This window comes from Vitreimonas sp. (assembly GCF_035627415.1).
Classification (GTDB): Bacteria; Pseudomonadota; Alphaproteobacteria; order Caulobacterales; family Aquidulcibacteraceae; genus Vitreimonas.
On the sequence record NZ_DASPLU010000014.1, the window covers coordinates 17,184 to 41,304 of the forward strand.

At 65.0% G+C, this 24,121-nt stretch carries 34 protein-coding genes, 1 other RNA gene and 1 pseudogene; 17 read left to right on the forward strand and 19 right to left on the reverse strand.

From position 1 onward, the window contains the following. The first annotated feature begins 27 nt into the window (after positions 1-27). A complete protein-coding gene (locus VEA80_RS10415; RefSeq protein ID WP_325060671.1) occupies positions 28-336 on the forward strand; it encodes an AbrB/MazE/SpoVT family DNA-binding domain-containing protein in 309 nt (102 codons plus the stop codon). Continuing rightward, on the forward strand, positions 333-722 hold the full coding sequence (locus tag VEA80_RS10420) for a type II toxin-antitoxin system death-on-curing family toxin (RefSeq protein WP_325060672.1): 390 nt from the start codon (positions 333-335) through the stop codon (positions 720-722). The genes VEA80_RS10415 and VEA80_RS10420 overlap by 4 nt, the downstream gene beginning before the upstream one ends. A 4-nt stretch (positions 723-726) precedes the next feature. On the opposite strand, the gene hemF is transcribed toward VEA80_RS10420, so the two are convergent. Further along, positions 727-1,614, reverse strand: a complete 888-nt coding sequence (gene hemF, locus VEA80_RS10425; RefSeq protein WP_325060673.1) for an oxygen-dependent coproporphyrinogen oxidase — start codon at positions 1,612-1,614, stop codon at positions 727-729. 1 nt (position 1,615) lies between these two features. After that, positions 1,616-2,077 (reverse strand): tRNA (cytidine(34)-2'-O)-methyltransferase, encoded by a 462-nt coding sequence (locus VEA80_RS10430; RefSeq protein ID WP_325060674.1) that lies wholly within the window; start codon positions 2,075-2,077, stop codon positions 1,616-1,618. 133 nt (positions 2,078-2,210) lie between these two features. On the opposite strand from VEA80_RS10430, the gene petA reads away from it, so the two are divergent. From petA to VEA80_RS10460, 6 genes and pseudogenes are all read left to right on the forward strand, one after another. Next, positions 2,211-2,747, forward strand: coding sequence for a ubiquinol-cytochrome c reductase iron-sulfur subunit (petA, locus tag VEA80_RS10435; RefSeq protein WP_325060675.1), 537 nt, complete (start codon positions 2,211-2,213; stop codon positions 2,745-2,747). A gap of 16 nt (positions 2,748-2,763) precedes the next feature. After that, positions 2,764-3,882, forward strand: a pseudogene (locus tag VEA80_RS10440) (cytochrome b); the annotation flags it as partial. A 471-nt stretch (positions 3,883-4,353) separates the two neighbouring features. Further along, the gene (locus VEA80_RS10445) at positions 4,354-5,196 is read left to right on the forward strand and encodes a cytochrome c1 (protein WP_325060677.1); all 843 of its coding nucleotides are present in this window, start codon (positions 4,354-4,356) and stop codon (positions 5,194-5,196) included. A 58-nt stretch (positions 5,197-5,254) separates the two neighbouring features. Next, a complete protein-coding gene (locus VEA80_RS10450) occupies positions 5,255-6,178 on the forward strand; it encodes a CPBP family intramembrane glutamic endopeptidase (protein ID WP_325060678.1) in 924 nt (307 codons plus the stop codon). 2 nt (positions 6,179-6,180) lie between these two features. Then, complete coding sequence (locus VEA80_RS10455; RefSeq protein WP_325060679.1) at positions 6,181-6,531, forward strand: ribonuclease E inhibitor RraB; 351 nt, start codon at positions 6,181-6,183, stop codon at positions 6,529-6,531. Then, positions 6,528-7,022 carry a cupin domain-containing protein gene (locus VEA80_RS10460; protein ID WP_325060680.1) on the forward strand — a complete coding sequence of 165 codons (495 nt, stop codon included), beginning with the start codon at positions 6,528-6,530 and terminating at the stop codon, positions 7,020-7,022. Before VEA80_RS10455 ends, VEA80_RS10460 begins: the two co-directional genes overlap by 4 nt. A 33-nt stretch (positions 7,023-7,055) precedes the next feature. On the opposite strand, the gene VEA80_RS10465 is transcribed toward VEA80_RS10460, so the two are convergent. From VEA80_RS10465 to VEA80_RS10475, 3 genes are all read right to left on the reverse strand, one after another. Then, the gene (locus VEA80_RS10465; RefSeq protein ID WP_325060681.1) at positions 7,056-7,856 is read right to left on the reverse strand and encodes a cell wall hydrolase; all 801 of its coding nucleotides are present in this window, start codon (positions 7,854-7,856) and stop codon (positions 7,056-7,058) included. A gap of 479 nt (positions 7,857-8,335) precedes the next feature. Next, on the reverse strand, positions 8,336-8,941 hold the full coding sequence (locus tag VEA80_RS10470) for an ATP-dependent Clp protease proteolytic subunit (protein ID WP_325060682.1): 606 nt from the start codon (positions 8,939-8,941) through the stop codon (positions 8,336-8,338). A 131-nt stretch (positions 8,942-9,072) separates the two neighbouring features. Next, positions 9,073-9,672: a type 1 glutamine amidotransferase domain-containing protein gene (locus tag VEA80_RS10475; protein WP_325060683.1), complete on the reverse strand. Its 600-nt coding sequence runs from the start codon at positions 9,670-9,672 to the stop codon at positions 9,073-9,075. Between the two features lie 96 nt (positions 9,673-9,768). Between VEA80_RS10475 and VEA80_RS10480 the strand changes: the two genes are divergently transcribed. Further along, the gene (locus VEA80_RS10480; protein WP_325060684.1) at positions 9,769-10,209 is read left to right on the forward strand and encodes a toll/interleukin-1 receptor domain-containing protein; all 441 of its coding nucleotides are present in this window, start codon (positions 9,769-9,771) and stop codon (positions 10,207-10,209) included. Here VEA80_RS10480 and thiE read toward each other — a convergent pair. From thiE to VEA80_RS10505, 5 genes are all read right to left on the reverse strand, one after another. Next, on the reverse strand, positions 10,175-10,816 hold the full coding sequence (thiE, locus tag VEA80_RS10485) for a thiamine phosphate synthase (protein ID WP_349257244.1): 642 nt from the start codon (positions 10,814-10,816) through the stop codon (positions 10,175-10,177). The two genes, VEA80_RS10480 and thiE, sit on opposite strands and share 35 nt — an antisense overlap. Then, on the reverse strand, positions 10,813-11,280 hold the full coding sequence (locus VEA80_RS10490; RefSeq protein WP_325060686.1) for a hypothetical protein: 468 nt from the start codon (positions 11,278-11,280) through the stop codon (positions 10,813-10,815). The genes thiE and VEA80_RS10490 overlap by 4 nt, the downstream gene beginning before the upstream one ends. Continuing rightward, positions 11,273-11,500, reverse strand: coding sequence for a hypothetical protein (locus VEA80_RS10495; RefSeq protein ID WP_325060687.1), 228 nt, complete (start codon positions 11,498-11,500; stop codon positions 11,273-11,275). Before VEA80_RS10495 ends, VEA80_RS10490 begins: the two co-directional genes overlap by 8 nt. A 120-nt stretch (positions 11,501-11,620) precedes the next feature. Next, positions 11,621-12,337: a DUF805 domain-containing protein gene (locus tag VEA80_RS10500; RefSeq protein WP_325060688.1), complete on the reverse strand. Its 717-nt coding sequence runs from the start codon at positions 12,335-12,337 to the stop codon at positions 11,621-11,623. A 147-nt stretch (positions 12,338-12,484) separates the two neighbouring features. After that, on the reverse strand, positions 12,485-13,507 hold the full coding sequence (locus tag VEA80_RS10505) for a class I fructose-bisphosphate aldolase (protein ID WP_325060689.1): 1,023 nt from the start codon (positions 13,505-13,507) through the stop codon (positions 12,485-12,487). Between the two features lie 204 nt (positions 13,508-13,711). On the opposite strand from VEA80_RS10505, the gene VEA80_RS10510 reads away from it, so the two are divergent. Beyond that, positions 13,712-14,377, forward strand: a complete 666-nt coding sequence (locus tag VEA80_RS10510) for a hypothetical protein (protein WP_325060690.1) — start codon at positions 13,712-13,714, stop codon at positions 14,375-14,377. On the opposite strand, the gene VEA80_RS10515 is transcribed toward VEA80_RS10510, so the two are convergent. From VEA80_RS10515 to gap, 7 genes are all read right to left on the reverse strand, one after another. Beyond that, positions 14,374-14,583, reverse strand: a complete 210-nt coding sequence (locus tag VEA80_RS10515; RefSeq protein WP_325060691.1) for a hypothetical protein — start codon at positions 14,581-14,583, stop codon at positions 14,374-14,376. The genes VEA80_RS10510 and VEA80_RS10515 overlap by 4 nt on opposite strands. A gap of 117 nt (positions 14,584-14,700) precedes the next feature. After that, complete coding sequence (locus VEA80_RS10520) at positions 14,701-15,885, reverse strand: phosphoglycerate kinase (protein ID WP_325060692.1); 1,185 nt, start codon at positions 15,883-15,885, stop codon at positions 14,701-14,703. A gap of 151 nt (positions 15,886-16,036) precedes the next feature. After that, positions 16,037-16,543, reverse strand: coding sequence for a DUF1993 domain-containing protein (locus tag VEA80_RS10525; protein ID WP_325060693.1), 507 nt, complete (start codon positions 16,541-16,543; stop codon positions 16,037-16,039). A gap of 14 nt (positions 16,544-16,557) precedes the next feature. Then, positions 16,558-16,836 (reverse strand): hypothetical protein, encoded by a 279-nt coding sequence (locus VEA80_RS10530; protein ID WP_325060694.1) that lies wholly within the window; start codon positions 16,834-16,836, stop codon positions 16,558-16,560. Between the two features lie 79 nt (positions 16,837-16,915). After that, complete coding sequence (locus VEA80_RS10535) at positions 16,916-17,191, reverse strand: hypothetical protein (protein WP_325060695.1); 276 nt, start codon at positions 17,189-17,191, stop codon at positions 16,916-16,918. Positions 17,192-17,195: 4 nt separating this feature from the next. Further along, entirely contained in the window at positions 17,196-17,537 is a 342-nt protein-coding gene (locus VEA80_RS10540; protein WP_325060696.1) for a hypothetical protein, read from the reverse strand. Beyond that, positions 17,480-18,487, reverse strand: a complete 1,008-nt coding sequence (gap, locus tag VEA80_RS10545; protein ID WP_325060697.1) for a type I glyceraldehyde-3-phosphate dehydrogenase — start codon at positions 18,485-18,487, stop codon at positions 17,480-17,482. Before gap ends, VEA80_RS10540 begins: the two co-directional genes overlap by 58 nt. A gap of 298 nt (positions 18,488-18,785) precedes the next feature. On the opposite strand from gap, the gene VEA80_RS10550 reads away from it, so the two are divergent. The 5 genes from VEA80_RS10550 to VEA80_RS10570 all read left to right on the forward strand — a co-directional run bounded on the left by VEA80_RS10550 (position 18,786) and on the right by VEA80_RS10570 (position 21,911). Continuing rightward, positions 18,786-19,115 (forward strand): cell division protein ZapA, encoded by a 330-nt coding sequence (locus VEA80_RS10550; protein WP_325060698.1) that lies wholly within the window; start codon positions 18,786-18,788, stop codon positions 19,113-19,115. 34 nt (positions 19,116-19,149) lie between these two features. Beyond that, positions 19,150-19,310: non-coding RNA, 6S RNA (gene ssrS / locus VEA80_RS10555), on the forward strand. A gap of 130 nt (positions 19,311-19,440) precedes the next feature. Next, a complete protein-coding gene (locus VEA80_RS10560; RefSeq protein ID WP_325060699.1) occupies positions 19,441-20,037 on the forward strand; it encodes a 5-formyltetrahydrofolate cyclo-ligase in 597 nt (198 codons plus the stop codon). 113 nt (positions 20,038-20,150) lie between these two features. Further along, the gene (locus tag VEA80_RS10565; RefSeq protein ID WP_325060700.1) at positions 20,151-21,344 is read left to right on the forward strand and encodes a zinc-dependent alcohol dehydrogenase; all 1,194 of its coding nucleotides are present in this window, start codon (positions 20,151-20,153) and stop codon (positions 21,342-21,344) included. A 15-nt stretch (positions 21,345-21,359) separates the two neighbouring features. Beyond that, positions 21,360-21,911: a hypothetical protein gene (locus VEA80_RS10570; protein ID WP_325060701.1), complete on the forward strand. Its 552-nt coding sequence runs from the start codon at positions 21,360-21,362 to the stop codon at positions 21,909-21,911. Positions 21,912-21,939: 28 nt separating this feature from the next. Here the strand turns inward: VEA80_RS10570 and VEA80_RS10575 are convergent, their stop codons facing one another. Then, positions 21,940-22,407 carry a GNAT family N-acetyltransferase gene (locus VEA80_RS10575; protein ID WP_325060702.1) on the reverse strand — a complete coding sequence of 156 codons (468 nt, stop codon included), beginning with the start codon at positions 22,405-22,407 and terminating at the stop codon, positions 21,940-21,942. Between the two features lie 162 nt (positions 22,408-22,569). Between VEA80_RS10575 and VEA80_RS10580 the strand changes: the two genes are divergently transcribed. Beyond that, a complete protein-coding gene (locus VEA80_RS10580) occupies positions 22,570-23,010 on the forward strand; it encodes a hypothetical protein (RefSeq protein WP_325060703.1) in 441 nt (146 codons plus the stop codon). Between the two features lie 151 nt (positions 23,011-23,161). On the opposite strand, the gene VEA80_RS10585 is transcribed toward VEA80_RS10580, so the two are convergent. Then, the gene (locus VEA80_RS10585) at positions 23,162-23,707 is read right to left on the reverse strand and encodes a hypothetical protein (protein ID WP_325060704.1); all 546 of its coding nucleotides are present in this window, start codon (positions 23,705-23,707) and stop codon (positions 23,162-23,164) included. Positions 23,708-23,714: 7 nt separating this feature from the next. On the opposite strand from VEA80_RS10585, the gene VEA80_RS10590 reads away from it, so the two are divergent. Next, positions 23,715-23,861 (forward strand): hypothetical protein, encoded by a 147-nt coding sequence (locus VEA80_RS10590; protein ID WP_325060705.1) that lies wholly within the window; start codon positions 23,715-23,717, stop codon positions 23,859-23,861. Positions 23,862-24,121: the final 260 nt, after the last annotated feature.

Genomic DNA, 24,121 nt, shown 5'->3' on the forward strand with positions numbered 1-24,121 from the left:
GGCGTTATAACTTAAATTGCAGACGCTATGACCGATAACACCGAAAAGCCCAAGGGCGTCAGCGAAGCCCAGTCACCGAGCTTCCAGGCCCAAGCGCCTACGAAGCCGGTTGGCCGCACGCTGAAGGTCCGCAAGATCGGCAATTCGCTCGGCGTCGTTCTGCCCAAGGACGTGCTGGCGAAACTGCGCGTCGGCGAGGGCGATGAGCTAACGGTTAGCGATACTCCGAACGGCGTCGCGCTCCAGCCTCATGACGCCGAGTTGCAGGAGCAGATCGAAGCCGCGCGCCGCGCCATGAAGCGCTACCGAAACGCGCTGCGTGAGCTGGCGAAATGAACACTGAGCCCAAGTGGCTTGGCGTCGACTCCGTCTTGATCATGCACGAAGAGCAGATCGCCGAACATGGCGGGGCGAGCGGCATTCGTGACTTTGGTCTGTTGGATTCCGCGCTGGCTCGCCCGCGCAACGCCTGGAGCTATGGCCAGGACGACCTCGTCGCCCTGGCTGCGCTCTATGCGGCGGGGATCATGCGCAACCATCCGTTCGTCGATGGCAACAAACGCACCGGCTTTCTGGCCGCGTACTCGTTTCTTTATGTGAACGGGCTCGAGATCGTCGCCAGCGAAGCTGAAGTGATCGTCCAGTGCGTGTCGCTCGCCGCCGGCGAGATCGACGACGCGGAGTTCGCGGCGTGGCTGCACGAGAACGTGCAGGCGCGCTAGCTAGTCAAGGCCACTTCGCCACCGGCGGCATCGAACTCAGAATGCTCTCCACATTCCCGCCGGTCTTCAACCCGAACGTCGTGCCGCGGTCGTAGAGCAGGTTGAACTCGACATAGCGGCCGCGCTGTACGAGTTGCTCTTCGCGCTCCCCTTCACTCCACGGCTTGTGCATGTATTTGCGCAACAGCGGCGGATAGGCTTCGAGGAAGGCGCGGCCGACGCTTTGCGTGAACGCGAAGTCGCGCTCCCAAGAATCCTCGCCGCGGTCGCGCCCGCTATTGTGGTGATCGTAGAAAATGCCGCCGACGCCGCGCGGCTCGCCGCGATGCGGCAGCCAAAAATACTCGTCCGCCCATGTCTTGTAGCGATCGTAGAGTCCGGCTTGGTGCGCCTCGCATGCGTCACGATAGGGCGCGTGAAACGCCAACGCATCTTCGCTCGTCTCATCGCGTTGATAGCTCTGCGTCGGATTAAGATCGCCGCCGCCGCCGAACCACCATTGCGTCGTGACGATGTGGCGCGTGTTCATGTGCGCGGCGGGGCAGTGCGGGTTCTTCATGTGCGCGATCAGCGAAACGCCGCTGGCCCAAAAGCGCGGATCGTCGGCTGCGCCCGGAATGTTTTTGGCGAAGTCTGCGCTGAACGCGCCATGGACCGTGCTCACATGCACGCCGACCTTCTCGAAGAATCGCCCCCGCATCATGCCGGCGACGCCGCCGCCCTGATCGCTCGCGCCGTCCCCCCGCCGCCAGGGCGTCCGCACGAACCGGCCGGGCTCCCCCGGATAAAGCGCCGCCGGCGCCTCGTCCTCGAGCCGCTCGAACGCCGCGCAAATCTCGTCGCGCAGCGTCTCGAACCAGGCCTTCGCGCGCGCTTTGCGTTCCTCGCTCACCTCAAAACTTCTCCCACGCCCCGGTCTGCCGCATCGCCTCGGTCAACACTATCGCCCCGGCGGTGATCACGTTGAGCGACCTCACTCCCCGCACCATCGGCACCCGCACGCTCGCCTCCGCCGCTTGGTAGAGTTCCCCCGGCGAACCCGCGCTCTCGCGCCCCAGCACCAAAGTGTCGCCTGTGGAGAACGAGAAGTCCTGAAAGCTCACTGCGCCGTCCGTCTCCACCAGCACCAGCCGCCCGCCCTGACGTTCCGGTGCCGAACGGAACGCCGCGAGGCTGGCGTGGCGGACGACGTTCGCCTTGTCGCCATAGTCGAGCGCCGCGCGCTTCAGCGATGCGTCCGTCAGCGGAAACCCGCACGGTTCGATCACGTCCAAAGCCGCCCCGAGGCAAGCGCAGAGGCGAATGGCCGCGCCCATATTTTGCGGGATGTCCGGTTGATAGAGAGCAAGCCGCACGTTATGGCCTCCGCGCCGGAGAATCTGGGCTGAATCGGGTGCTACAAGCGGCACGCATGCGGCGACGCGCCGCGCGCTTGCGCGCCCGGACTAGCCTAGCTTCGCCGCCGAACCAAGCCGGGAGCTGGACTGAGTGGCCGACGACAAAGACCCTAATCGGCGCGACTTCATTTACATCGCTGCCGGTGCGGCGGCCGCAGTCGGAACCGCGGCGACGATCTGGCCTTTCATCGACCAGATGAACCCCGCCGCCGACACGCGCGCGCTGTCGACCACGGAAGTCGATCTGAGCGCGGTCGAGCTCGGCCAGCAAATCAAGGTGATGTGGCAGGGCAAGCCGGTGTTCGTGCGCCACCGCACGCCGACGGAGATCGCCGCCGCGCAGCGCGACGACTTCGCCCAGCTCAAGGACCCGCAGACCGACGCGGAGCGCCTGGTGCAGGAAACTGGCGAAGCCGGTCGTCCCGAATGGCTGATCCTGCAGGCGAGCTGCACCCACTTGGGTTGCGTGCCGACCTTCGTCGAAGGCTCCTCTTACGGCGGTTGGTTCTGCCCGTGCCACGGCTCGGACTACGACACGTCCGGCCGCATCCGCCGCGGCCCCGCGCCCGCCAATCTTCTCGTCGCGCCGTACGTCTTCACCGGCCCGACGGCCATCCGTATCGGTTAAGTCTGGAGCCTGTTAAGTGGCTGGATCTTCCACCTACGAGCCGAAAACGGCTTTCACGCGCTGGCTCGACAAGCGCCTGCCGATCGTCCGGCTCGGCTATGACAGCTTCGTCGCCTACCCGACGCCGCGCAACCTGAACTATTTCTGGACCTTCGGTGCGATGCTGTCGCTCTGCCTCATCGTGCAGATCGTCACCGGCGTCGTGCTGGCGATGCACTATGTGCCGCACATCAACATGGCGTTCGCCTCGGTGCAGCGCATCGACCGCGACGTGCCGTACGGATGGCTCATCCAGAACATCCACTCGGTCGGCGCCTCGATGTTCTTTCTGACCGTCTACATCCACATGTTCCGCGGCCTCTACTACGGCTCCTACAAGGCGCCGCGCGAGCTGCTCTGGATTCTGGGCTGCATCATCTATCTGCTGATGGTCGCGACCGCGTTCCTCGGCTACACGCTGCCGTGGGGCCAGATGTCGTTCTGGGGCGCGACGGTCATCACCAACCTCTTGGGCGCGCTGCCGCTCGTCGGCGAAAGCATCCGCAACTGGCTGATGGGCGGCTTCTCGGTCGATCAGCCGACGCTGAACCGCTTCTTCTCGCTGCACTATCTGCTGCCGTTCGTGATCGCCGGCGTCGTCGCGCTGCACGTTTGGGCGCTGCACGAAGCCGGGCAGAACAATCCGGCCGGCGTCGACGTGAAGTCGAAGGCCGACACCGTGCCGTTCACGCCGCACGCGACGATGAAGGACCTGTTCGCGACCGGCCTTTTCGTGATCCTGTTCTCGGTGTTCGTGTTCTATATGCCGGACGCGCTCGGCCACGCCGACAATTACATCCCGGCCAACCCGTTGCAGACGCCGCCGGAAATCGTGCCGGAATGGTACCTGCTGCCGTTCTACGCCATCTTGCGCGCGTTCGACTTCAACATCGGCCCGATCGATTCCAAGCTCGCCGGCGTGCTGGCGATGTTCGCCTCGATCGGCATCCTGTTCGTGCTGCCGTGGCTCGACACCTCGCGCGTGCGCTCGATGCGTTATCGCCCCGTGGCGCGTTGGTGGTTCGTCATTTTCGTGATCGTCTGCGTCGCGCTCGGCTGGTGCGGCGGGCAGAACCCGGGCCGCATCCTCGCGCCGGCGACGTTCTCGGCCAATCTGAGCTGGGTCGAAGGCGGCGCGGTGCAGCAGATGGGAATCCGCGCAACCGGCTCGTGGGAAGAAGCCGCGGCCGCGGCGGAGGCCGACATGCGCGAACGCGGCGCGACCATGGTCGCGATCACGCGCACCTCCGCCAACGAAGGCGTCGTCCGCGGCGTTGTCGGCGGCGCCGAGCAGAGCCGCCAGGTGCGTGCGGGCACGCAGGACGAGCTGGAAGCCGCCATCGGCGAAGCGAAGACCGAAGTCGGCCAGGCGGCGCCGTTCTTCAACGTCGAGCGGCATCTGCCGTTCACCTTCACGGTGACGCGCCTCTCGCAGGTGCTGACGGCCTATTACTTCCTCTTCTTCCTCATCATCCTGCCGCTGCTGGGCCTCCGCGAAAAGCCCGGCCGCGTGCCGGACACGATCGCGAAGCCGGTGATTGACGGCCAAGTGCAGGGGGCTTCGTAAATGTTGCGCGCACTCTCAGTCGCCGCCGCCGTGATGATCGCGGGCGTCGGCGTCGCCTTCGCCGCCGGGGATGCCGAGCACCCGCACGACCACGCGTTCAGCTTCGACAGCCCTGTCGACGGCTACGACATGGCCGCAGTGCAGCGCGGCTATCAGGTCTATCAGCAAGTCTGCGCGACCTGTCACGGCATGGATCACCTCGCTTATCGCCATCTCGGCGAAGAGGGCGGTCCGTTCGCAGGATACATGGTGCGAAATCACGAGACCGGCGAGCTGGAGCTGGTTATCGGCAAGCCCGAGCATGGCGGCCAGTTCGTCGACGTCACCGAGAACCCGTACGTGCGCGCCATCGCGGCGGGCGTGACCATCTCCGATGTCGATCCGAACTCGGGCCAGATGACGGATCGCCCGGGCCGCATCTCGGACCGTTTCCGCCGCCCGTTCCCGAACGAGATCGCCGCGCGCGCTGCGAACGGCGGCGCCTACCCGCCGGATCTTTCGGTGATCACGTCGGCCCGCCACGGCGGCGCCGATTACATCTATGCGCTGCTCACCGGCTACACCGGCGCCAGCGAGGGCGCGCTCTACGAGAACCCGTACTTCCCGGGCCACATGATCGCGATGCCGCCGCCGCTGGCCGAAGGCGCGGTCCCTTACGCCGACGGCTCGCCCACCACGGTCGAGCAATACGCCGCCGACGTGACGCACTTCCTGCAATGGGCGGCCGATCCGCACATGGAAGAGCGCAAGCGTATGGGCATCGTCGTGCTCGCCTTCCTGATCGTGCTCACCGGGCTCTTGTATCTTTCGTACAAGCAGATCTGGCGCAACGAGAGCCACTAGGTCGCATCCAAAGGAACAATGAGGCGCATCCTCCTGGAAACAGGAGGGTGCGCTTTTCATGTCAGCGACACGCAACGGCGTGGGCGCGGCCGTCGCCGCTGTGCTCGCATTCGCCGCCATTTGGGGCGGCTCGGTCTATTACCTCTTCGCCAAAGCCAACGAGGATTGGTTCACGGGCGTCTTCGTGATGGCGATCTTCGGGATCGCACTGTCGGGCATCGCTTGGCTGCTGACGCGCGGCGCCAATGCGCCGCCGATCGAGGTGAGGCGGCCCGCGCTCGAGAGCGGCGTCCTCATCATCTACCTCCTCGTCTACGCCGTGCTCTTTCTCGGCTACGGCATGAGCGCCGCGCGCGCCGCCTTCCCGGAAGGGCAAGCGCAGGAGCTGTTGGTCATGGGCCTGAAGCTGTTGGCGCACGTCGCGATCCCGGCGCTTTTGCTGCTGGCGCTCGGCGCGCGGCTCGGGCCGCTGTTCCAGGCCGGCCTCAGCGGCCGCAAGTTCTGGCGCACGCTGATCGTGCTCGGCGCGATCCTGCTGGCGCTGCAATGCCTCATCAGCCCCAGCCTCAAGAACATCGCCGCGACCGAACCAGCGTTCGCGACCTTGGCCTGGGTCGCGCCCGTGAGCTTCATCTGGATCGCCATCGAAGCCGGCCTCAACGAGGAAGTGCTCTTCCGCGCCGTGCTGCAGACGCGGCTGCAGGCGCTGTTCAAGTCGGCCTGGGCCGGGGTGTTCGTCTCGGCGCTCGTCTTCGGCGCCGTCCACGCGCCCGGCCTTTTCCTGCGCGGCAGCGCCGATACGGATGGCTCTTCGGCCGATCTGCTGCAGGTGATCGCCTACACGATCGCCGTGCTCGCGCCGATGGGGCTCCTGTTCGGCTTGATCTATGCGCGGACCAAGTCTTTGCTGCTCGTGGTTCTGCTGCACGGCCTCGTCGACGTGCTGCCGAACATGGACGAGTTCATCCGCATCTGGACGTGAGCATGAGCGATTTGGACAAGGTGAGCCGTCCCGCCGATCGGGCGATCCTCGAACAATTGAACCAGCATGGCGACGATCTGTCGTCCGTGCGTCATACGCTCGTCTTTTTCCTTCGCGCCGAAGACGATGAGCGCGACGGGGAGCTTGTCTTCAATCCGCTGGCCGAGCGGTTGGTCGCCGCCGGCTGGTCGATCTACACGCTGCATGGCGACGGTGTCAGCGGTGAGGCGCAAAGGCGCGTCGATCCCGTCGGCATCAATCGGATCAGCGAAGAGATGGAGGCGCTCGCCGCCGAGTTCGGCGTTGTCTACGACGGCTGGGAGTGCGCGATCGTACCTGGAGCGGATAAATGAACGAAGCAAAGCCGCGCGGCCCGATCACCATCGACACCGTGCCGTGGACCGAATGGAGCGAGAGCGTGCGCTTCGGCTCCCGCTATCGCGTCCTCTCCGATACGCGCAAGGATGGACGCAAGATCGGCGTCAGCTACGAGGAATTGCCGCCCGGCAAGCAGAGCGTGCCGTTCCATTATCATATGGTGGAGGAGGAGCACATCATCGCGCTTGAAGGCGAAGCCACGCTCCGGCTCGGTGATGCGCGTTATCCGATCAAAGCCGGCGATTATGTCGGCTTCCCGGCCGGCCAGCGCGCCGGCCATTGCCTGATCAATGAAACCGACAAGCCGTTCCGCTTCATCATGATCGGCGACCGCGCCGCGAACGAAACCTGCGTCTATCCCGACAGCGGCAAGATCATGATCAACAGTCTCGACCGCTTGATCCTCCGCGAAGGCGCGAGCATCGACTATTGGGACGGCGAAAAAGCAAACGAGCCGCCCGTCTAGGGCGGCTCGCTGTTTTCCGTTCGGTCGTTGCGCTTAGCGCAGCGAAGTCTGTTGGCTGATCGGCACGCCGTTGATGGTCGGCGTCGCCGCGGCGTTCACATCGATGGTCTCGCTCGGCAGGCGCTGGCGCGCCATCGAGGCGGACGCACGCTGGATCACGCCGCCGACGCGTCCGGCGCGCGGGCCCTCGGCGGCCGGGCCGTCGATCGCCAGCGGCTGACGGAACGTGTGCGCCACCTGCGTCACGCGGGTCAGCGTGCGCGGCGTGCGCCGCACGCCGGCGTCCGGCACATCGGCGTAGAAGATGTGCGCGCCGAACACTTGCCGGCCGACGCCTTGGCGCGCCCAGGACGGCCGCACGGCGCGCGTGTGATAGAAGAGCGCCCCGCCGGTCGGATCGACCGATTGGCCCGAGAGCACTTCGCGCGCGATGCGTTGCGCCGCTTCCCACGTCTCCAGCGCGACGCCGCCGGTCGCATAGCGCTCCGGGTTCGACACGAGACGCCGGTTCGGGTCGCCGCGATTCCACACCGAGAACTGGTACGGCGTCATGATCACCGTTTCGAGGTTCTCGCCGAAGCGTTGCCCTACGCGGTTGACCATCACGTGCGCCACGGCCCGCATGCCGTCTTCGCCTTCGCTGCGCGCTTCGCCCCAAATCGTGGCGGCGAGAAGGCGCACTTCGGCCTCGTTCAGCACCACTGGCGCTACCGCCTGTTGTTCCGCTGCGCTCGCCGCCGGCCGGTCCGGAACGAAGCCGACGATCTGACGTTCGCTGCCAACAACTTCGGCCAGCGCTTCGGGATGGAGCGCAAAATTGAACGCGGCGGCCATGACGAGCACGCTCGTCGCGCCGAGCGCATGAAGGGAGTGCTTAACGCTGCGCTTTGCAGCGGTACGGGCATTTGCTTTTTTATTGTTCGGACGAACAAGTCCGACCCACCGAGCGGCCATCTTGGTCTCTCTAGTTCATGGACGGACGACCCCGCCCGCCGTGGCTATTGATAAGAAGTTGGTCGCGACCGCCCCGCAGCGCGCCGCGGTCACAGGTATGCGTTTTTACTTCTCCACAGGGCGAAAATGGGACAGGGAGGGGGCGGGGCCAGAGGAACTCCGCCTCGTTTTCCTAAGCATTCTGTCAGGTTGTGGAACCAAACGCGCCTGAGGCGCGAGTGCCGATCATGAAAAAACGGACAGAAGCTCAGCGCTCCTGCCCGTTTGTACTAGGTCTAGTCTAACGAGGTGCTTACGAGTACAGCGCCGCTGCAAAGCACTCACAGGATGCACAGGCGCTGGACTTGCTCAGCAAGAGCTTAACTCAGCTCGCGCTGGTGGTTCACGATGCGGCCGACGAGGCCGTATGCTTTCGCTTCTTCGGCCAGCATCCAGTAATCGCGGTCGATGTCCTTCTTGATCTTCTCCACCGGCTGGCCGGTGGCGGCGGCGAAGATGTGGTTCAGCCGCTCGCGCATGCGCAGGATTTCCCGCGCCTGGATTTCCACGTCCGAGGCCATGCCGCCGACGCCGCCGCGCGGTTCGTGCAGCAAAAAGCGCGTGTTCGGCAGGCAGAAACGGCGCTCGCGCGGGGCGGCGCAATAAATGAGGGCGCCGGCGCTGGCGACCCAGCCGGTGCCCAGCATCTGCACCGGCGCGTCGATGAACTTCACCGCGTCATGGATCATGTCGCCGCTCTCGACGTGGCCGCCGGGCGAGGAGATCACGAAGGTGATCGGCTTCGAGTTCTGGCTGGAGAGCGCGAACAGGCGCTCGGTCACGCGCCGGGCCTGGATGTCGTTCACTTCGCCCGTCAGCATCACGACGCGGGCGTCGAACAGCGCCTTCTCGATCACGTCCGGGGCGTTGCGGGCGTCGGCCGGGTTCTTCTTCTCGTCTTCGTCGTCCAGGCGGTAGGTCAACATCTGGGGCAGGGCTCCTAATCTGCGCTCAGACGTAGGCGGGTTCGGCCCGATTTCCTAGCCCGGCCGGGCGCCGGCGGCGGGCGTATTCCCGCCGCAATTGGCTTCGCTTGGCTTCCGCCCGGCGGGCGAGCTCACTGCGCCCGGTTCTCGCGTTCGGCGCCAGTGAAGCCGGCCGCGCCGTTCGGATGGCGGCCTTCGCCGAACGCCTCGATCATCTTGGCGCAGAACGCCGGCAGATCGTCCGGTTTGCGCGAAGTGACGAGCCCATTGTCGACGACGACCTCTTCATCGACCCATTGCGCGCCGGCGTTCTTGAGGTCCGCCTTGAGCGAGGGCCAGGACGTCATCCTGCGTCCTTCGATGCCGCCGGCGTCGATCAGCGTCCACGGCCCATGGCAGATCGCCGCGATCGGCTTGTCGTCCTCGACGAAGCGGCGGATGAAGGCGATCGCTTCACGTTCGAGGCGCAGCTTGTCCGGATTGGCGACGCCGCCCGGCAGCACCAGCGCGTCATAGTCACCGGCGTCCGCCTCGGCGAGCGGCTTGTCGACGCGAATCCTGTCGCCGTTCTCGTCGTGCCGCATGCCCTGGATTTCGCCCGCTTTCGGCGAGACGATCTCGGCGACGGCGCCGGCGTTCCTCAGCGCCTTTACGGGTTCGGTCAGTTCCGATTGCTCGAACCCGTCGGTCGCCAGAACCGCGACTTTCTTTCCGGCCAGCTTCTGCGCCATCTCGTGCTCCTTGTGGCTTTCGCGGAAAACCAAGGCGCGCCGCCGATGTTCCGATCCGGCGCGCTCGCCGCTACACTGCGGCGGCGGGAGGGCGCGATGAGCGAGGTTTTCATTGCCTACAAGCGCGAGGACCGGCGCCGCGCAGAACAGTTGCGCGCCTTTCTGCACGAGCGCGGCGTCTCGACCTGGTTCGATGCGGAGCTGGAAATCGGCGTGGAATGGCGTCCTCAGATCGCGCGCCAGATCGACTGCGCCGAATCGATGATCGTGTGCTGGAGCAGGGCCGCTTGCGCTTCGCCGCATGTGCGTGAGGAAGCGCGGCTCGGTTTGGCGCGCGGCATGCTCGCGCCGGTGCTGTTCGAGCGCTGCGAGATCGCGCCGCCGTTCGGCGTTGTCACCGCCGCCGATCTTTCGGATTGGCGCGGCGAAGCGGAGCATGCCGCTGCGCGCGCTTTGCTTGTGCGGCTTGCGGCGTTGTTGGGCCGCGCGCCCCTTTCTGACTCTATCCCTTCGCCAGCACGTCGAAGAGTTCATTGAACGCCGACACCGCCGCGCCTGGTCCTTGCGGGTGCGTCCACACCCCGGCCGAGACGGCGAGAAAATCCGCACCCGCGCGCACCAGCGGCGCGGCGTTCTCGACCGTGATGCCGCCGATGGCGACGCAGGGCGTCTCCATCGTCTCCTGCCAGATTTCGAGCAGCTCCGGATCGGCGCTGGTCTTCGGCGTTTTCGTCGCCGTCGGATAGAACGCGCCGAACGCGACATAGTCCGCGCCGGCCTCCGCCGCTTCGTACGCGAGATCGCGCGAGTCGTGGCAGGTGACGCCGACGATCCCGTCTTTGCCAACGGCGGCGCGCGCCGCGGCGTAGCTGGCGTCGTCCTGGCCGATGTGCACGCCATCTGCTCGAAGTTTGGCGGCGAGGTCAGGACGATCGTTGACGATGAACGCCGCGCCCGCCTCCTGTACGATCGGCATCAGCGCCGCGCCGATCCGCAGCACCTCAGCGTCGCTCACGTCCTTCAGCCGCAGCTGCACGCACGCGACGTCCCCGCCGCCCAGCGCTTCGCGCAGCGCCGGCGTGAAGGCGGCGAGCTCCAGAGCGGGCGGCGTGATCAGATAGAGGCGGCAGCGCACCGAACTTATGCTCGCTCACGCGCAAGCAGACGCGTCAAGAAGTGAGGCTTATCGACGAAGCCTCCCCTCAGCTCGTCGATTGCCGCTTCGGCGTCCAGGAAATATCCATGCACTTCCGCAACGCGAAAGCGTGGGGCCGGATTATAATCGGCTTGGTGGCGAGCTTCTTGTAGCGTGACGAACGTGGCGGCGACTTGAGCCGATTCGGCGCTCGACCGGGGATCGGCAGCGACTTTTTTGCAGGCGTCTTTGGCGCGACCATGATCCAAAGAGCGATATATCAGCGAATACCTGGGCTCTCGACGGAGGGTTGCGCCAACATGTTGGTCGGCTATCTGGCGACAGAGTTCATGAAAGAGAGCGTAGTAGATTTCAGAGGTCGCTCTCCTGAGAAATGTTTGATTGGGTGCGCCGCGTTCTCTGTGGGTGAGCTCCTCGTGAGACCGCCACAGCAGATAATCTGGGTCAATCATCGTTCGCGGCTTCGGCCAGCTCGTCGCGGGAGATGAATTTCACAAAGGGAAACCGCGTATCGCCCTCGTCCTTCAGTCTGCGTATGATGGAGCGAACGATCCATGAGCGGTTCTGAGCAGTGAGCACGTCCGGATCGTATTTGCTCAGCACAAACACGACTTCGTAGGCCGACTCCCCGTCTTCATCGACGTAGTTGTGAACGTCAACGTCCTGGACCATGGCGCCCAAGCGTTCCTGGGCGGCCCTGCGCGCATCTGCAGCTAGCGACGCTAAATCCGTCATCTCTTGAATATAGCTGCGGTCGAGCCGACGGCCAAGTTGGCGCGAAGCGGGGACAATCTAGCGCGTGACGCGGCGGCCGAACGAGGGCGCGGCCGCTGACGCCGGCGAGGCGGCTGTGCGTGGGGCCGACGCGGCCGCTTTGACCGGCCCTTGCGGCTGACGCGCGCGCTCGGCGATGGCGCGGTCCATTGCTGATTGAGCGCCGAGCAGGGAGCTTGCCGCGGCAGCGGCCGGCGCCGCTTTTCCAGCTGGTGCGCCCGATGGCGCATAGGGCGTCGAGGAGGGCGGCGCGCCCGGCGGATTGCCGTACTTGTTTGGGCCTTCCTTGCTCGGCAGACAGGCGAGATCGATGAAGAAGGCGAAATTGATCAGCCACAAGAACATCAGCCACGGCTGCATCGCAGCGCCAACTTCCGCGCCGCTCATGTTGGTCGCCACGCCATGAAACAGCGTCGAGACCAGCATCGTCATCGGCAGAGCCGGCAGCAGCACCCACAAGCCGCTGCGGCCGCGATCGTGGAAGCGCTTCACCTGCAGCGCCATTCCGCACCAGCTCGAAACGAGCAGGATGGGCCCGATCGCCAGCGCCAGCCGAGCCACCGCGCTGACAGCCGCCGCCGGATTCTCCCTCGCGTTGGCGAGCGACGCGCCGGTCGAAAGCATCAACACGAATACGAGGACGAACACGGCGACGCTGACGCCGATCGTACCGAGCCAATACTGGGCGCGGTTGATGCGCCCGTTCAGGCTGAACAGCAGGCCAAGCAATCCCACGGCGAACTCCCGCGATGTGATCGCAGAAGCTTAGCCGTAACCGATTAAGTCCCGGTCAGCGCGCAAGGTTAAAGCGCGTTTGCCATACCCATGAAAAAGGCCGAGCGCGCGGGGCGCCCGGCCTTGATGTTCACGCGCGTTGGGCGATCAAGCCGCCTGCTGGCGCTCCAGCACTTCGTTCCACTTGCCGGTGCTGGCGAGGCCGTTCATGCGCGCACGGTGCAGGAACGCAGCTTGCGCCGCGGCGACGTTCTCGGCTTTGCCGCCCCACGCCTTCTGCGGCGCCGCCTGCAGCGCGCGGCCGTAGGAGAACGTCATCTGCCACGGGAAACCGCCGATTTCGTTCATGCGCGAGAGGTGCGCGGTGGCGAGTTCGTCCGACTGGCCGCCCGAGAGATAAGCGATGCCCGGCACCGCCGCCGGCACGCACGCCTTGAGGCACTTGATCGTCTTCTCGGCGACTTCGTCGACCGAGGCCTGCTTCGCGCACTTCTTGCCCGGGACGATCATGTTCGGCTTCAGCACGATGCCTTCGAGCTTCACGTTGAGATAGTAGAGCTGCTGGAAAACTTCCTTCAGCACCCACTCGGTGACGGCGTAGGTGGTGTCGATGTCGTTGTCGGCGTCCATCAGCACTTCCGGCTCGACGATCGGCACGATGTCGAATTCCTGGCAGAGGTTCGCATAGCGCGCGAGCGCATGCGCGTTGGCGAGCACACCGGCGTAGGAGATGTTGGTGGGATCGATCACCGCGCGCCATTTGGCGAACCGCGCGCCGCGCTCGTAATATTTCGGCAGGCGCTTATCGAGGCCGTCGAGGCCCTTGGTGATGCATTCGCCCGGCTTCGCGCCGGCAAGCTGGCGCGTGCCTTCGTCGACCTTGATGCCGGGAATGGAGCCCGCGTCGGCGATCAGCTTCACCAGCGGCGTGCCGTCCTTGGCGTCCTGCCAGATGGTTTCGTCATAGAGGATGACGCCGGAGACGTAGCTCATCGCTTCCTTGGCGCGGAACATCATCTCGCGATAATCGCGCCGGTTCTCTTCGCTGTTCTCGACGCCGATCGCAGCCATCCGCTTGCCCATCGTGCCGGTGGATTCGTCCGCCGCCAGGATGCCCTTACCCGGCTGAACCATGTCGTCGGCGACCTTCGCCAATGCCTCGAGATTCACGTCAACGCCCCGTTTTGGCGGGGAAAAACCCCGCGATTTGCATAGATGGCGGGGTGTTTAGCGCGCTGCGTGGAAAAAGGCCACGTGGCGCAACGCGTAGGTACAGTGCTCCGCGCCGCAGCCCGATCCGGATAAGGTCTTCCCGTGCTACCGCAGATGGTATAGTTAACCAATCGCAATAAAATTCTGCCGGGGGGCCGGAGAATGATGAGCGCTCACACCGCAGGAAGTAGCGATCGGGAGAGCTGGTTTCTCGCAACCGTGCGAGGAATGGGCAGGCGTCTTAGCAGTGTCGTCGGGATTATCAGCGCGGCCACCATCATGGCGCTCCAACTAGTGGAGCTTGGTACCGAAAAGGGCTGGCACTTCCGGGTTTATGGCTGGCCCCACCCGGACATTCTGATCAATTGGCAGCGCAACTTTGCTGAAATCCATCAATCGGATTGGCCATCAGTTTGGGTAATCGTCGCTACTGGGGCCTTCGCAGGCATTGCTGCAGCCTTCACGACCAGCGCGGTTCGTCAAACCGTTACAAATATAAGTCATCATTTCAGCACGACATGGCACGTCATAACGTCGCCACCGACCGATGTCGTTCGAGCTGACAAGGATACTAGAGAGTGGGTCAACAATCTCAGTGCAAAAGAGAGCACTGAGCAGCAGAAGAAAATCGCTGAACTGCAGGACGAATGCGATACGCTTGCACGCGAACGCAATGCCTTGGCGCTCAAGGTGTCACTCCAGGAGGAGACCTTGAGGAAGGCTGGCGAGCGTCTAAAAGCGAATGAGCGCGTGTTCTCTCAGTTTGAGAAACTATCGCGCGCTATGCAAAGCAGCATCGACCGCGCGCGCCAAAAATATCCCGTCTAGCGAGTGAGCGCTTCAATCTCGGCAATAAGTTCCCGAGTTTCGGCCGCTGCGGTTTGAAGATCCGCGAAGAACGTCGCGAACTCCCGTTCTATCTCGTGCGGCAGACCGCCCGTCACTTCTGTCAATTTTCGCAAATCTGAGGAAAATTCATCGCAGACTTGTCGGTTGACACTATTGGCGTAAGCGAGGGCGAGTTCTTCGGACATTAGCTCACGTGACACGATTCGGGGCTAGAGCTGAACTCATGAAGCGGCGAGTTGTTCGGCGCACGTTACAATCTCATAAAAAACAACATGTCGCAGGCTTTGAGCCTGTGGAAATCTTCACCGCCGCAGCGCCTCGACCCCCGGCAGCGCCTTGCCTTCCATCCATTCCAGGAACGCGCCGCCGGCGGTCGAAACGAACGTCATGTCGCCGACAACGCCCGCATGGTTCAGCGCCGCCACTGTGTCGCCGCCGCCGGCGACCGCGACCAGCTTGCCGGCCTTCGCCAGCTCCGCCGCTTCCTGCGCCGCGATCACCGTCGCCTGATCGAACGGCGGCACTTCGAACACGCCGAGCGGGCCGTTCCAGATCAAGGTGTGCGAATGCTTCATCGCGTGGCGAAGCTTCTGCACCGTCTTCTCGCCGGCATCCAGGATCTTCTCGTCGGCCTTGATATCATCGAGCCCGCAGATGCGCGCTTCGGCGTGCGGTTTCACTTCTTTCGCCACCACGACGTCGACCGGCAGCAAAATCTCGCACTTGCCCTTTGCCGCATCCATGATCGCGCGCGCGGTGTCGGCCATGTCCTTTTCCGCCAGCGAGCCGCCGATCTCCACGCCTTGAGCATAAAGGAAGGTGTTGGCCATGCCGCCGCCGATGGCGAGCTTGTCGAGCTTGGCGATCAGGTTCTGCAACAGGTCGAGCTTGGTCGACACCTTGGCGCCGCCGACAATGCCCAGCACCGGGCGCTTGGGATTGCCGAGCGCCGCATCGAGCGCATCAAGTTCGCGCTCCATCTGCTTGCCGGCGTACGATGGGAGGATGTGCGCCACGCCTTCGGTCGAAGCATGCGCGCGGTGCGCGGCGGAGAAGGCGTCGTTGACGTAGAAATCGCCGAGCGCGGCGATTTCCTTCGCCAGCGCCGGATCGTTCTTCTCTTCGCCGGCGTGGTAGCGCGTGTTCTCCAGCAGGATCACACCGCCCGCAGGCAGCGCCGCGATCGCCGCCTTCGCCGCTTCGCCGACGCAATCGTCCGCAAACGCCACCGGCGCGCCGAGAAGCTTCTCCAGCGCCGGCGCCACCGGCTTCAGCGACATCTCCGGCACGCGTTGGCCCTTGGGCCGGTCGAAGTGCGCCAAGAGCGCCACCTTGCAGCCCTTCGCGCGCAGCGCCTGGATCGTCGGCAGCGCCGCGCGCAGCCGCGTATCGTCGCTCACCGCCCCGTCCGCCATCGGCACGTTGAAATCCACACGCACCAAAGCGGTTTGGTTCAATGGCGCGTCTTCGATGCGGCGAAAGCTCATTTCGTTTGGTCCTAATGCAAACTTCGTCATTCCGGGGCTCGCGAAGCGAGAACCCGGAACCCAGGGGCAAACGCTGCGCCACGCGCCCCTGGGTTCCGGATCGCGCTCCGCGCGTCCGGAATGACGATCTAAATGATCAGCTGCGCAGCGGCTAGCTGAACAGAAAATCCCGCTTGCCCAGCTCGATCCCGTTCGCGCGCAGGATCGCGTAGGCGGTGGTGACGTGGAAGTAGAAGTTCGGCATCACCCAGTGATTGACGTAGTCGAGCCCGGTGAACTTCAGCTCGTCGTTCGGAATCTTCACGGTGACTTCGCGCCCTTCCGAGCCGTCGATCTGCTCCGGCTTGTAGGCTTCGACAATGCCGATCACCTTGCGGATACGCGCCTGCAACTCGGCGAACGTGGTCTCGGTGTCCTCGATCGCTTCCGGCTGGTGGCCGGCGAGGCGTGCGACGCAGCCCTTGGCCTGGTCGGTCGCGATCTGCACCTGCCGCGTCAGCGCAAACATGTCCGGCGCGAGCCGCGCATTGAGCAGCACGGCCGGATCGTAGCCCTTCGCCTTCGCCTGTTGTTCGGCCTTGGCGAGAATGGCGGACAAATTCTTCAGCATGTGCACGAGTACGGTCGCGCTGACGGCGTGCATCGAAAGCTTGGTCATTTTGGACGTTTCCCCTAGAGCGAGCCACCCACTCCAAGGCCCAGCCAGTAGGCGCCTGCGAGGATGGCGATCAGCACAGCAATCGCGAGCGAAGTCTGGCTCGCCCAGGCCGCGCCGCGCAGCCGGTTAAGTATGGAGCGGCGGGTCCAGCTCCAATAGGCCAGCATCCCGAACGCCGCCAGCCCCGCCGTCCAGAGCGGGGCGTTGAACAGCCCGCACGCAAAGATGGCGATGGCGAAGCCAAGATCGCCAAACGCCACGGTGAACTCGTCCGGTCTCCGGCGCGCGCGCATGGAGCCATCAACGCACGAAAGCGGCCTTGAGGCCCGCGCCTTCAACCGCCGTTTGCGTTTCTCACCGCGCTGGCGAGGATTAAGGACGCAGCGCTTCGAGCAGCCACGCCGCCGCGACGCCGACCGCCGGAAACGCCAAGCCGCTCACCACAGCGAGCGCAACCGTCCGCCCATCGGCGCCGGTCAGGCGCGGCGCCAGATAGCGTTCGCTCGCCACCCACGCCGCCAGCATGCCGATCACGAAAATCGCGTACGAGAGCTCCAGCCGCGCGCACGCCAGCAGCCCCAGCGCAAACCCTGCCGCCATGCCCCAGAGCTGGCCTTTGGCGACGGGCGTCAGGTGCGGCAGCTTCATCGGCTCAATCGTCGGCCAGAAAGCCTTTGCCGTCGACGACGCGCACCCGGAGCGGCGCGGCGCTGTCATCGAAGAATTGGCTGCGTGGCGCGATCTCGCCCGTGCCGGTCAGCTCGTCTTCGGTGAAGCAACAAACCCGGTCCGTCGCTTCGATCAGAACGTCATAGGCGGCGGGCTCGCCCGGCGCATCGCCGATGCCGAGCACGTGGCCGCTCAATCCGACCAGCGACGGATCGTCGTCGCATTTGGCGACGACGACCTTCTCGTAGAAGCGGAGTTTGGCGCCGCTCAGATCAGCTTCGCCAGATGCACGGCGGTGTCGGCCATGCGGTTCGAGAAGCCCCACTCGTTATCGTACCAGGTGAGGATCGAGCAGAAATTCCCGTCCATCACTTTGGTCTGATCCATGTGGAAGATCGAGGAGTGCGGATCGTGGTTGAAATCGCACGACACGTTCTTCTCGTTGGTGAAGCCGAGCACGCCCTTCAGCGGGCCTTCCGCCGCCGCTTTGATCGCGGCGTTGATCTCTTCCTTGCTGGTCGCCTTCTTGGCGATGAACTTCAAGTCCACGACCGAGACGTTCGGCGTCGGCACCCGCATCGAGAAGCCGTCGAGCTTGCCTTTGAGCTCCGGCAGAACGAGGCCCACCGCCTTCGCCGCGCCGGTCGAGGTCGGGATCATGTTCAGCGCCGCGGCGCGGGCGCGGTAGAGATCCTTGTGCATCTGGTCGAGTGAGGGCTGGTCGTTGGTGTAGGAGTGGATCGTCGTCATCATGCCGCGCTCGATGCCGATCGCCTCGTGCAGCACCTTCGCCACCGGGGCGAGGCAGTTGGTCGTGCAGCTGGCGTTCGAGATGACGAGATGGTCCTTCGTCAGCCCCTGATGGTTGACGCCATAGACCAGCGTGTAGTCCGCATTATCGCCCGGCGCCGAAACGATCACCCGCTTGGCGCCGCCTTCCAGGTGCGCCGCCGCCTTGTCGCGCGCGGTGAAGATGCCGGTGCACTCCATGGCGATGTCGACACCGAGCGCCTTGTGCGGCAGCTCGGCCGGGTTCTTGATCGCGGTGACCTTGATCTTGCCGCGGCCGAGATCGATCCAGTCCTCGCCGCTCTTCACTTCGCCGGGGAAACGGCCGTGAACGCTGTCATAGCGCAGCAGGTGCGCGTTGGTTTCCACCGGCCCCAGGTCGTTGACGGCGACCACCTCGATGTCGGTGCGCCCGGATTCGTAGATGGCGCGCAGGATATTTCGCCCGATCCGCCCGAACCCGTTGATCGCCACCTTCACCGTCATGATCCTGCTCCTGATTTTGTGGCTGTGGGGATAGCTGCAAAGCGTCCTTGCGTCCACGTCCGGAACCGCAGGGCAGGGTTTCTCCGAATCGCACTTCGCCGTAACATTTCGTCGCAATGGCGAGCGATTCCCCACCCGCGCCGACAACGGCCCAAGCCGAGCGCATCGAAGCCGCGCTCAGCGCGCTGGAAAGAAGCTTGGACCGGCTGGAACCCGGCGCGCCTCCGGCGCTTATCGCAGAGGCGCTCGCGGAGCCGGTCCGCGTCTTCGGCGCCGCCGTTCGGGAGGGGGTCCGCTGATGCAGACCAACGTCACCATTCTTGGCCGTCAGTTCACCATCGAATGCGGCGAGGGCGATTGCCGGCGCCTAGAAGATCTCGCCCGCGCGCTTGACGCGCGCTTGGCGCACTTCGCCGGCGACGACGCCCATCGCCTCGTGCTCGCCGCGCTTTCGCTGCTGGACGAAACCCAGGCGACCAGCGCCGCGCTGGTGCGCGCCCGCCACGAGATCGAGCGCCTCAGCGACATGCTGGTCGAAGCCAAGCTCGAAGCCGCCAAGGCCGGCGCTGCGGTGATCGACGACCGCGGCCGCATCGATGCGCTGCGCGTCGCACAAGGCGTGGCTTGAGAGCGCGCCCGCGCCACACTACGTTCGTCGCGGGCGGTTACTGCGGCGTTCGAGAGGCGCTTTCATCCCTGGGACCGTATCATCTCTCTCGGGAGCTGGCTCTGTTCCGGACCGTGGTCTGGAGCACCTGGTGCCCACCTAGTATTGCTAGGGTTCGAGAGGATGAGCATTCCTTCCGGCGCATGTGGTTCCGCCTTCCTCCCCCGCGTGCGGGGGAGGTGGCGAGCGTAGCGAGCCGGAGGGGGAAGTTGAACGCGGCGACGCCAACGCCCGCCTCAGTCTCACGCTTCGCGTTCGATAGCTCCCCCGCACGCGCGGCAGCGCCATGACCGACCCCGCCCTCGAAGCCGCCAAAGCCGATGCGCGCCTGATGATGCGCGCCGAACGCGCCGCGCTCGAACCGGGCGATTCATCGCTTAAGCTGATCGAAAACTTCCCGCTCGAACTCGCCCGCCTGTCCCCGGTCGCCGGCTACTGGCCGGTCGGCGGCGAGATTGACGGGCGCCCGCTGCTCGCCGCGCTCGCCAAAGCCGGGCGCACCATCGCCTTGCCGCGGATGGAGAGCCGCGCCGGCCCGGCGCGCTTTCTCGCCTGGCGCGGCAGCGAGGCGCTCACCGCCGACGCATTCGGCGTCCCGTCGCCGCCCTCGACCGGCGCCGATCTTTCCCCGCGCCTGCTGCTCGTGCCGCTGCTCGCTTTCGACCGCGCCGGCGGCCGCTTGGGCCAAGGCGGCGGCCACTACGATCGCATCATCTCGCTCTATCGCGCCCACGGCTGCATCGCCGCCGGCCTCGCTTACGCCGAACAGGAAATGGACGCCGTCCCCACCGGCCCGCACGACGCCCACCTCGATTGGGTGATCACCCCCAAAGAAGCGATCCAATGCGCGCGCGGCGAGGGTCTGCGCGGCCGCAGCGCATAACTTCAGGCGCCGCCGCACACCGCATCGATCGTCCGCAGAAAAATATTGCGCCGACGGAGGAACGGCGCCGGCCGGCAAAATCTTGATCGCGCATCCCGCAATGGAGATTGCCGATGAAGGCGCTGGTTTGGCATGGCCCTCAGGACATCCGCTGCGACACCGTCCCTGACCCGCAGATCGAGGATGGGCGCGATGCGATCATCAAGGTCACCAGCTGCGCCATCTGCGGCTCCGACCTCCACCTCTTCCACAACTTCATCCCGTTCATGAAGCCGGGCGACATCGTCGGCCACGAAACCATGGGCGAAGTCGTCGAGGTCGGGGGCGACAACAAGAACCTGAAAGTCGGCGACCGCATCGTCGTGCCGTTCACGATCTTCTGCGGCGAATGCGAGCAGTGCGTGCGGGGCAACTATTCGGCCTGCGAGCGGACCAACCGCAACCGGGCGTTCGCCGACAAGCTGCTCGGGCACGCCGGCAGCGGCGCGTTCGGCTATTCGGCGCTGACCGGCGCCTATCCCGGCGGACAGGCCGAGTATTTGCGCGTGCCGTTCGCGGACCGCACGCACATCAAGGTTCCTGACAGCCTCTCCGACGAGCAGCTCCTGTTCCTCAGCGACATTCTGCCGACCGGCTGGCAAGCCGCGGTGCAATGCGACATCGAGCCGACCGATACGGTCGCTGTCTGGGGCTGCGGGCCGGTCGGACAAATGGCCATCCGCAGCGCGATCCTTCTCGGCGCCGAGCAAGTCGTCGCCATTGATCGTTTCCCCGAGCGGCTCAGCATGGCCGCGGCCGCGGGCGCGCTAACGATCAACTACGCCGAAGAGAAAGTGATCGAACGGCTGAACGAACTCACCGGCGGCAAAGGCCCCGAGAAATGCATCGACGCTGTCGGCATGGAGGCGCACTCCGGCATGCTGCCGGCTCACCTGATCGACCGCGCCAAGCAGGCGCTGATGCTGGAGACGGACCGCCCGCATGCGCTGCGGGAGATGATCTATGCCTGCAAGCCCGGCGGCGTGCTCTCGGTGCCTGGCGTGTACGGCGGCGTCTCCGACATGATTCCGCTGGGCATGCTTATGAACAAGGGCCTGACCGTCCGCACCGGCCAGACCAATGTCTGCCGCTGGACCGACGATCTGCTGCGCATGATCGAGGAGGGGCTGATCGATCCGTCCTTCGTCATCACTCACACGCGCCCGCTCGAAGCGGGACCGGAAATGTACCGCACGTTCCAGCGCAAGCAGGACAGCTGCATCAAGGTCGTGCTGAAGCCCGAACACATGTCGCAGACGCGCCACTGAGCCGGAGGACGAGAGATGATGCACGAACCTGAGACCATCTTCCGCAAGAGTTCGCTCGGCCTTGTCGATCACGCGGCGCGCGGGCTTGGCTTCTTCTCACTCGCGCTCGGCGCGGCCGAGCTCGCTTTTCCCGGCGCGATTTCACGCGCGCTTGGGCTGAAGAACCAGGACGGCTTGCTGCGCGCCTACGGCTTGCGTGAGATCGCTTCCGGTCTCGGCGCGCTGCAGCCCAACCCGGCGCCGGCGGTCTGGAGCAGAGTTGCGGGCGACGCGCTGGATCTCGCGATGCTCGCGCAGGGGCTCAGCGCCGATAACGACAAGCGCGTCGCCGCCAAAACCGCGCTCGCCGCCGTCGCCGCGATCACCGTCGTCGATGTGGTCGTCGGCGCGATGCTGTCACAGCAGGCCGCGCGCAAAGAGCCGCCGCGCGACTACAGTGACCGCTCCGGTTTCCCGAAGGGCTTCGCCGCCGCTCACGGCGCCGCCGCAGGCTATCGCGGTCCCGACTTCATGCGCGTCCCGCGCGAAGGCGGCGGCGCGCCCGCACAAACCGGGGGGCCGCTCTAGCGCGCGAAGAAGGCGCACGCTGCGCGCCTTAGAGAACGCGCTCCATGAACACGTCCGCACGCACGTACGGCGAAGCCGGATGCTCGTCCGCGCGCAGGTGTCGGAAGCCGAACTTCTCATAGACGCGGATCGCCGGCGCCAGCGCGGAATTGGTTTCGATGTAGAGCCGCCGCGCGCCCAGCGACGGCGCAAGCGCGATCAAGTACGCCATCAGCGCCGAGCCGATCCCGGCGCCGCGCCGCGCGGGCGCGACGCCCATTTTCGCGATCTCCCACGTGCCGGATTCCGGCCGCCTGATCAGCGCGCAAGCGCCCACCGCTTCGCCATCGATCTCGGCGATCGCGATCGCGCCGTCGGCGAGAATGCGCTCAGGATGGTCGAGCGCCTCGAGGTCCTTGGGCTCGACGCGAAAGTGCTGCTCGATCCACTGGATGTTGAGCGCCTTGAACGCGGCCGCGTCGCCGTCGTGATAAGCCCGCACCAGCACCTCGCCCATGCTCCGCGCTCCCTGGTTGCACCGTTCACAGATGGTGAGCGCGCTCGCTTTTGCCCATAGGGACTCGCGCGGCGCTTCGGGGCTTGCACGCACAGCAAGACGCATGAAGGATGGGCGAGGGACGCTGCGCTTCGGCGCGATGAACATTTGGGGGGCGAACTCGTGCGCACAATTTTCCTTGGCTTGATCGTCCTCCTCGGCGCATGCGCCACATCGCCCGCAACGCCCGATCCGACAATCATCGCCGTCGAGCGCATGTATTGGGGCAACCCGACGTCGAGCTGGTCGGTCAGCAGCGCCGGGGAAGGGCGCTATGTCGAAGGCGATCAGAACACAACGTTCGCCGTCTCGCCGGCGGCGTTCGATCAGATCCGCGACATCTTCCGTCCCTACGAAAACCGAGACTTCGCGTGCCATCGCCTGATCGCCGACGGCCCCTACGGCGATGTCGTCTGGTCCGCGCGCGATGGTTCAGAGCAGCGGCGCACGCGCTTCGACGCCGGCTGCGTCACCGGCGACGCCGCCGACCTGTTCGACCGCCTCGATCGCGCCGAAACCATTGTCGTCGAACTGCGCAATTCCGCCCGGGAAGCAAGTCGGTGACATCCCGCATTGAATATTAAGCTGTGCTTTGGCAGTGTGGCGGTATGGCGAAGCAGACTAAAACCGCCGGCGAGCCCGTTAAGCTGGGCAGAAGCGCGGTGACCGGCAAGTTTGTCCTGAAACCGGTTGCGAAACGGGGAGGCAGCGTCAGTCAGCACAAGATGCGTGAGGTCACGCGCACCGTGCTCGCCCAAAAGAAGGCGTGACGAGTTCGACGGCCACGTCGGCGGACGATGTGTTCGTCAATTGCCCTTTCGATGAAGACTACAAGCCCATTTTTGATGCGCTGATCTTCACGATTTTCGCGTGCGAGTTTCGACCTCGATCGGCGCTTGAACTCGAAGACGCCAGTCAGCCCCGCATCGAGAAGCTGTATGGCATTATCGGCGAGTGCCGGTTTGGCATTCACGATCTCTCCCGAACCGAACTCGATCCGCAGAACGGGCTGCCAAGGTTCAACATGCCCTTGGAGCTTGGCATCTTCCTGGGCGCGAAGAAGTTCGGAGAAGACGCGCAGCGGCAGAAGCGTTGTCTCGTCCTCGATGTCGATCGCTATCGCTATCAGCGATTCATCTCGGACCTGTCTGGAATGGACATCCGCGAACACGGCGGCGAGGTCGACAACGCCGTGGCGTGCGTGCGGAATTGGCTGGCGAATGTTTCGCGGCGCCGGCTTCCCGGCGCTAGGCTCATACAAGGCGCGTATGCAGACTTTGTCAGCAAGAAGCCGGCAGATCGCCGGCGGTCTCGGGTTCGAGCCTGAAGCGATCCCTTATGCCGACTACGAAGCGATGGTGACCGCTTGGCTGCTCGAAGCGCAGCCGCCGCGCCGCCGCAGGAAGGGCGATTGAGCCTCCGTTCATGACGGAGCTGCGTTCGAGCGGGGGATAGCGCGCCGCTCTATCCCCGCTCTTTCCGCACTAACCTCCTGAAATCGCTCACCCGCATACGAAACTTATCCGCCTGCAGAAAAACCGTGCGATACTGCTTGCACCGTTCAGCAAGGAGAGCAGTCGGCCGCTGTTCGAGATCGATGCGAGAACGGGGTGATCGAGCGTGAACCTCCGTGGCGCGGTTGAGCAAAGCAGAGGTGAAGCCCGCCGAACATGAA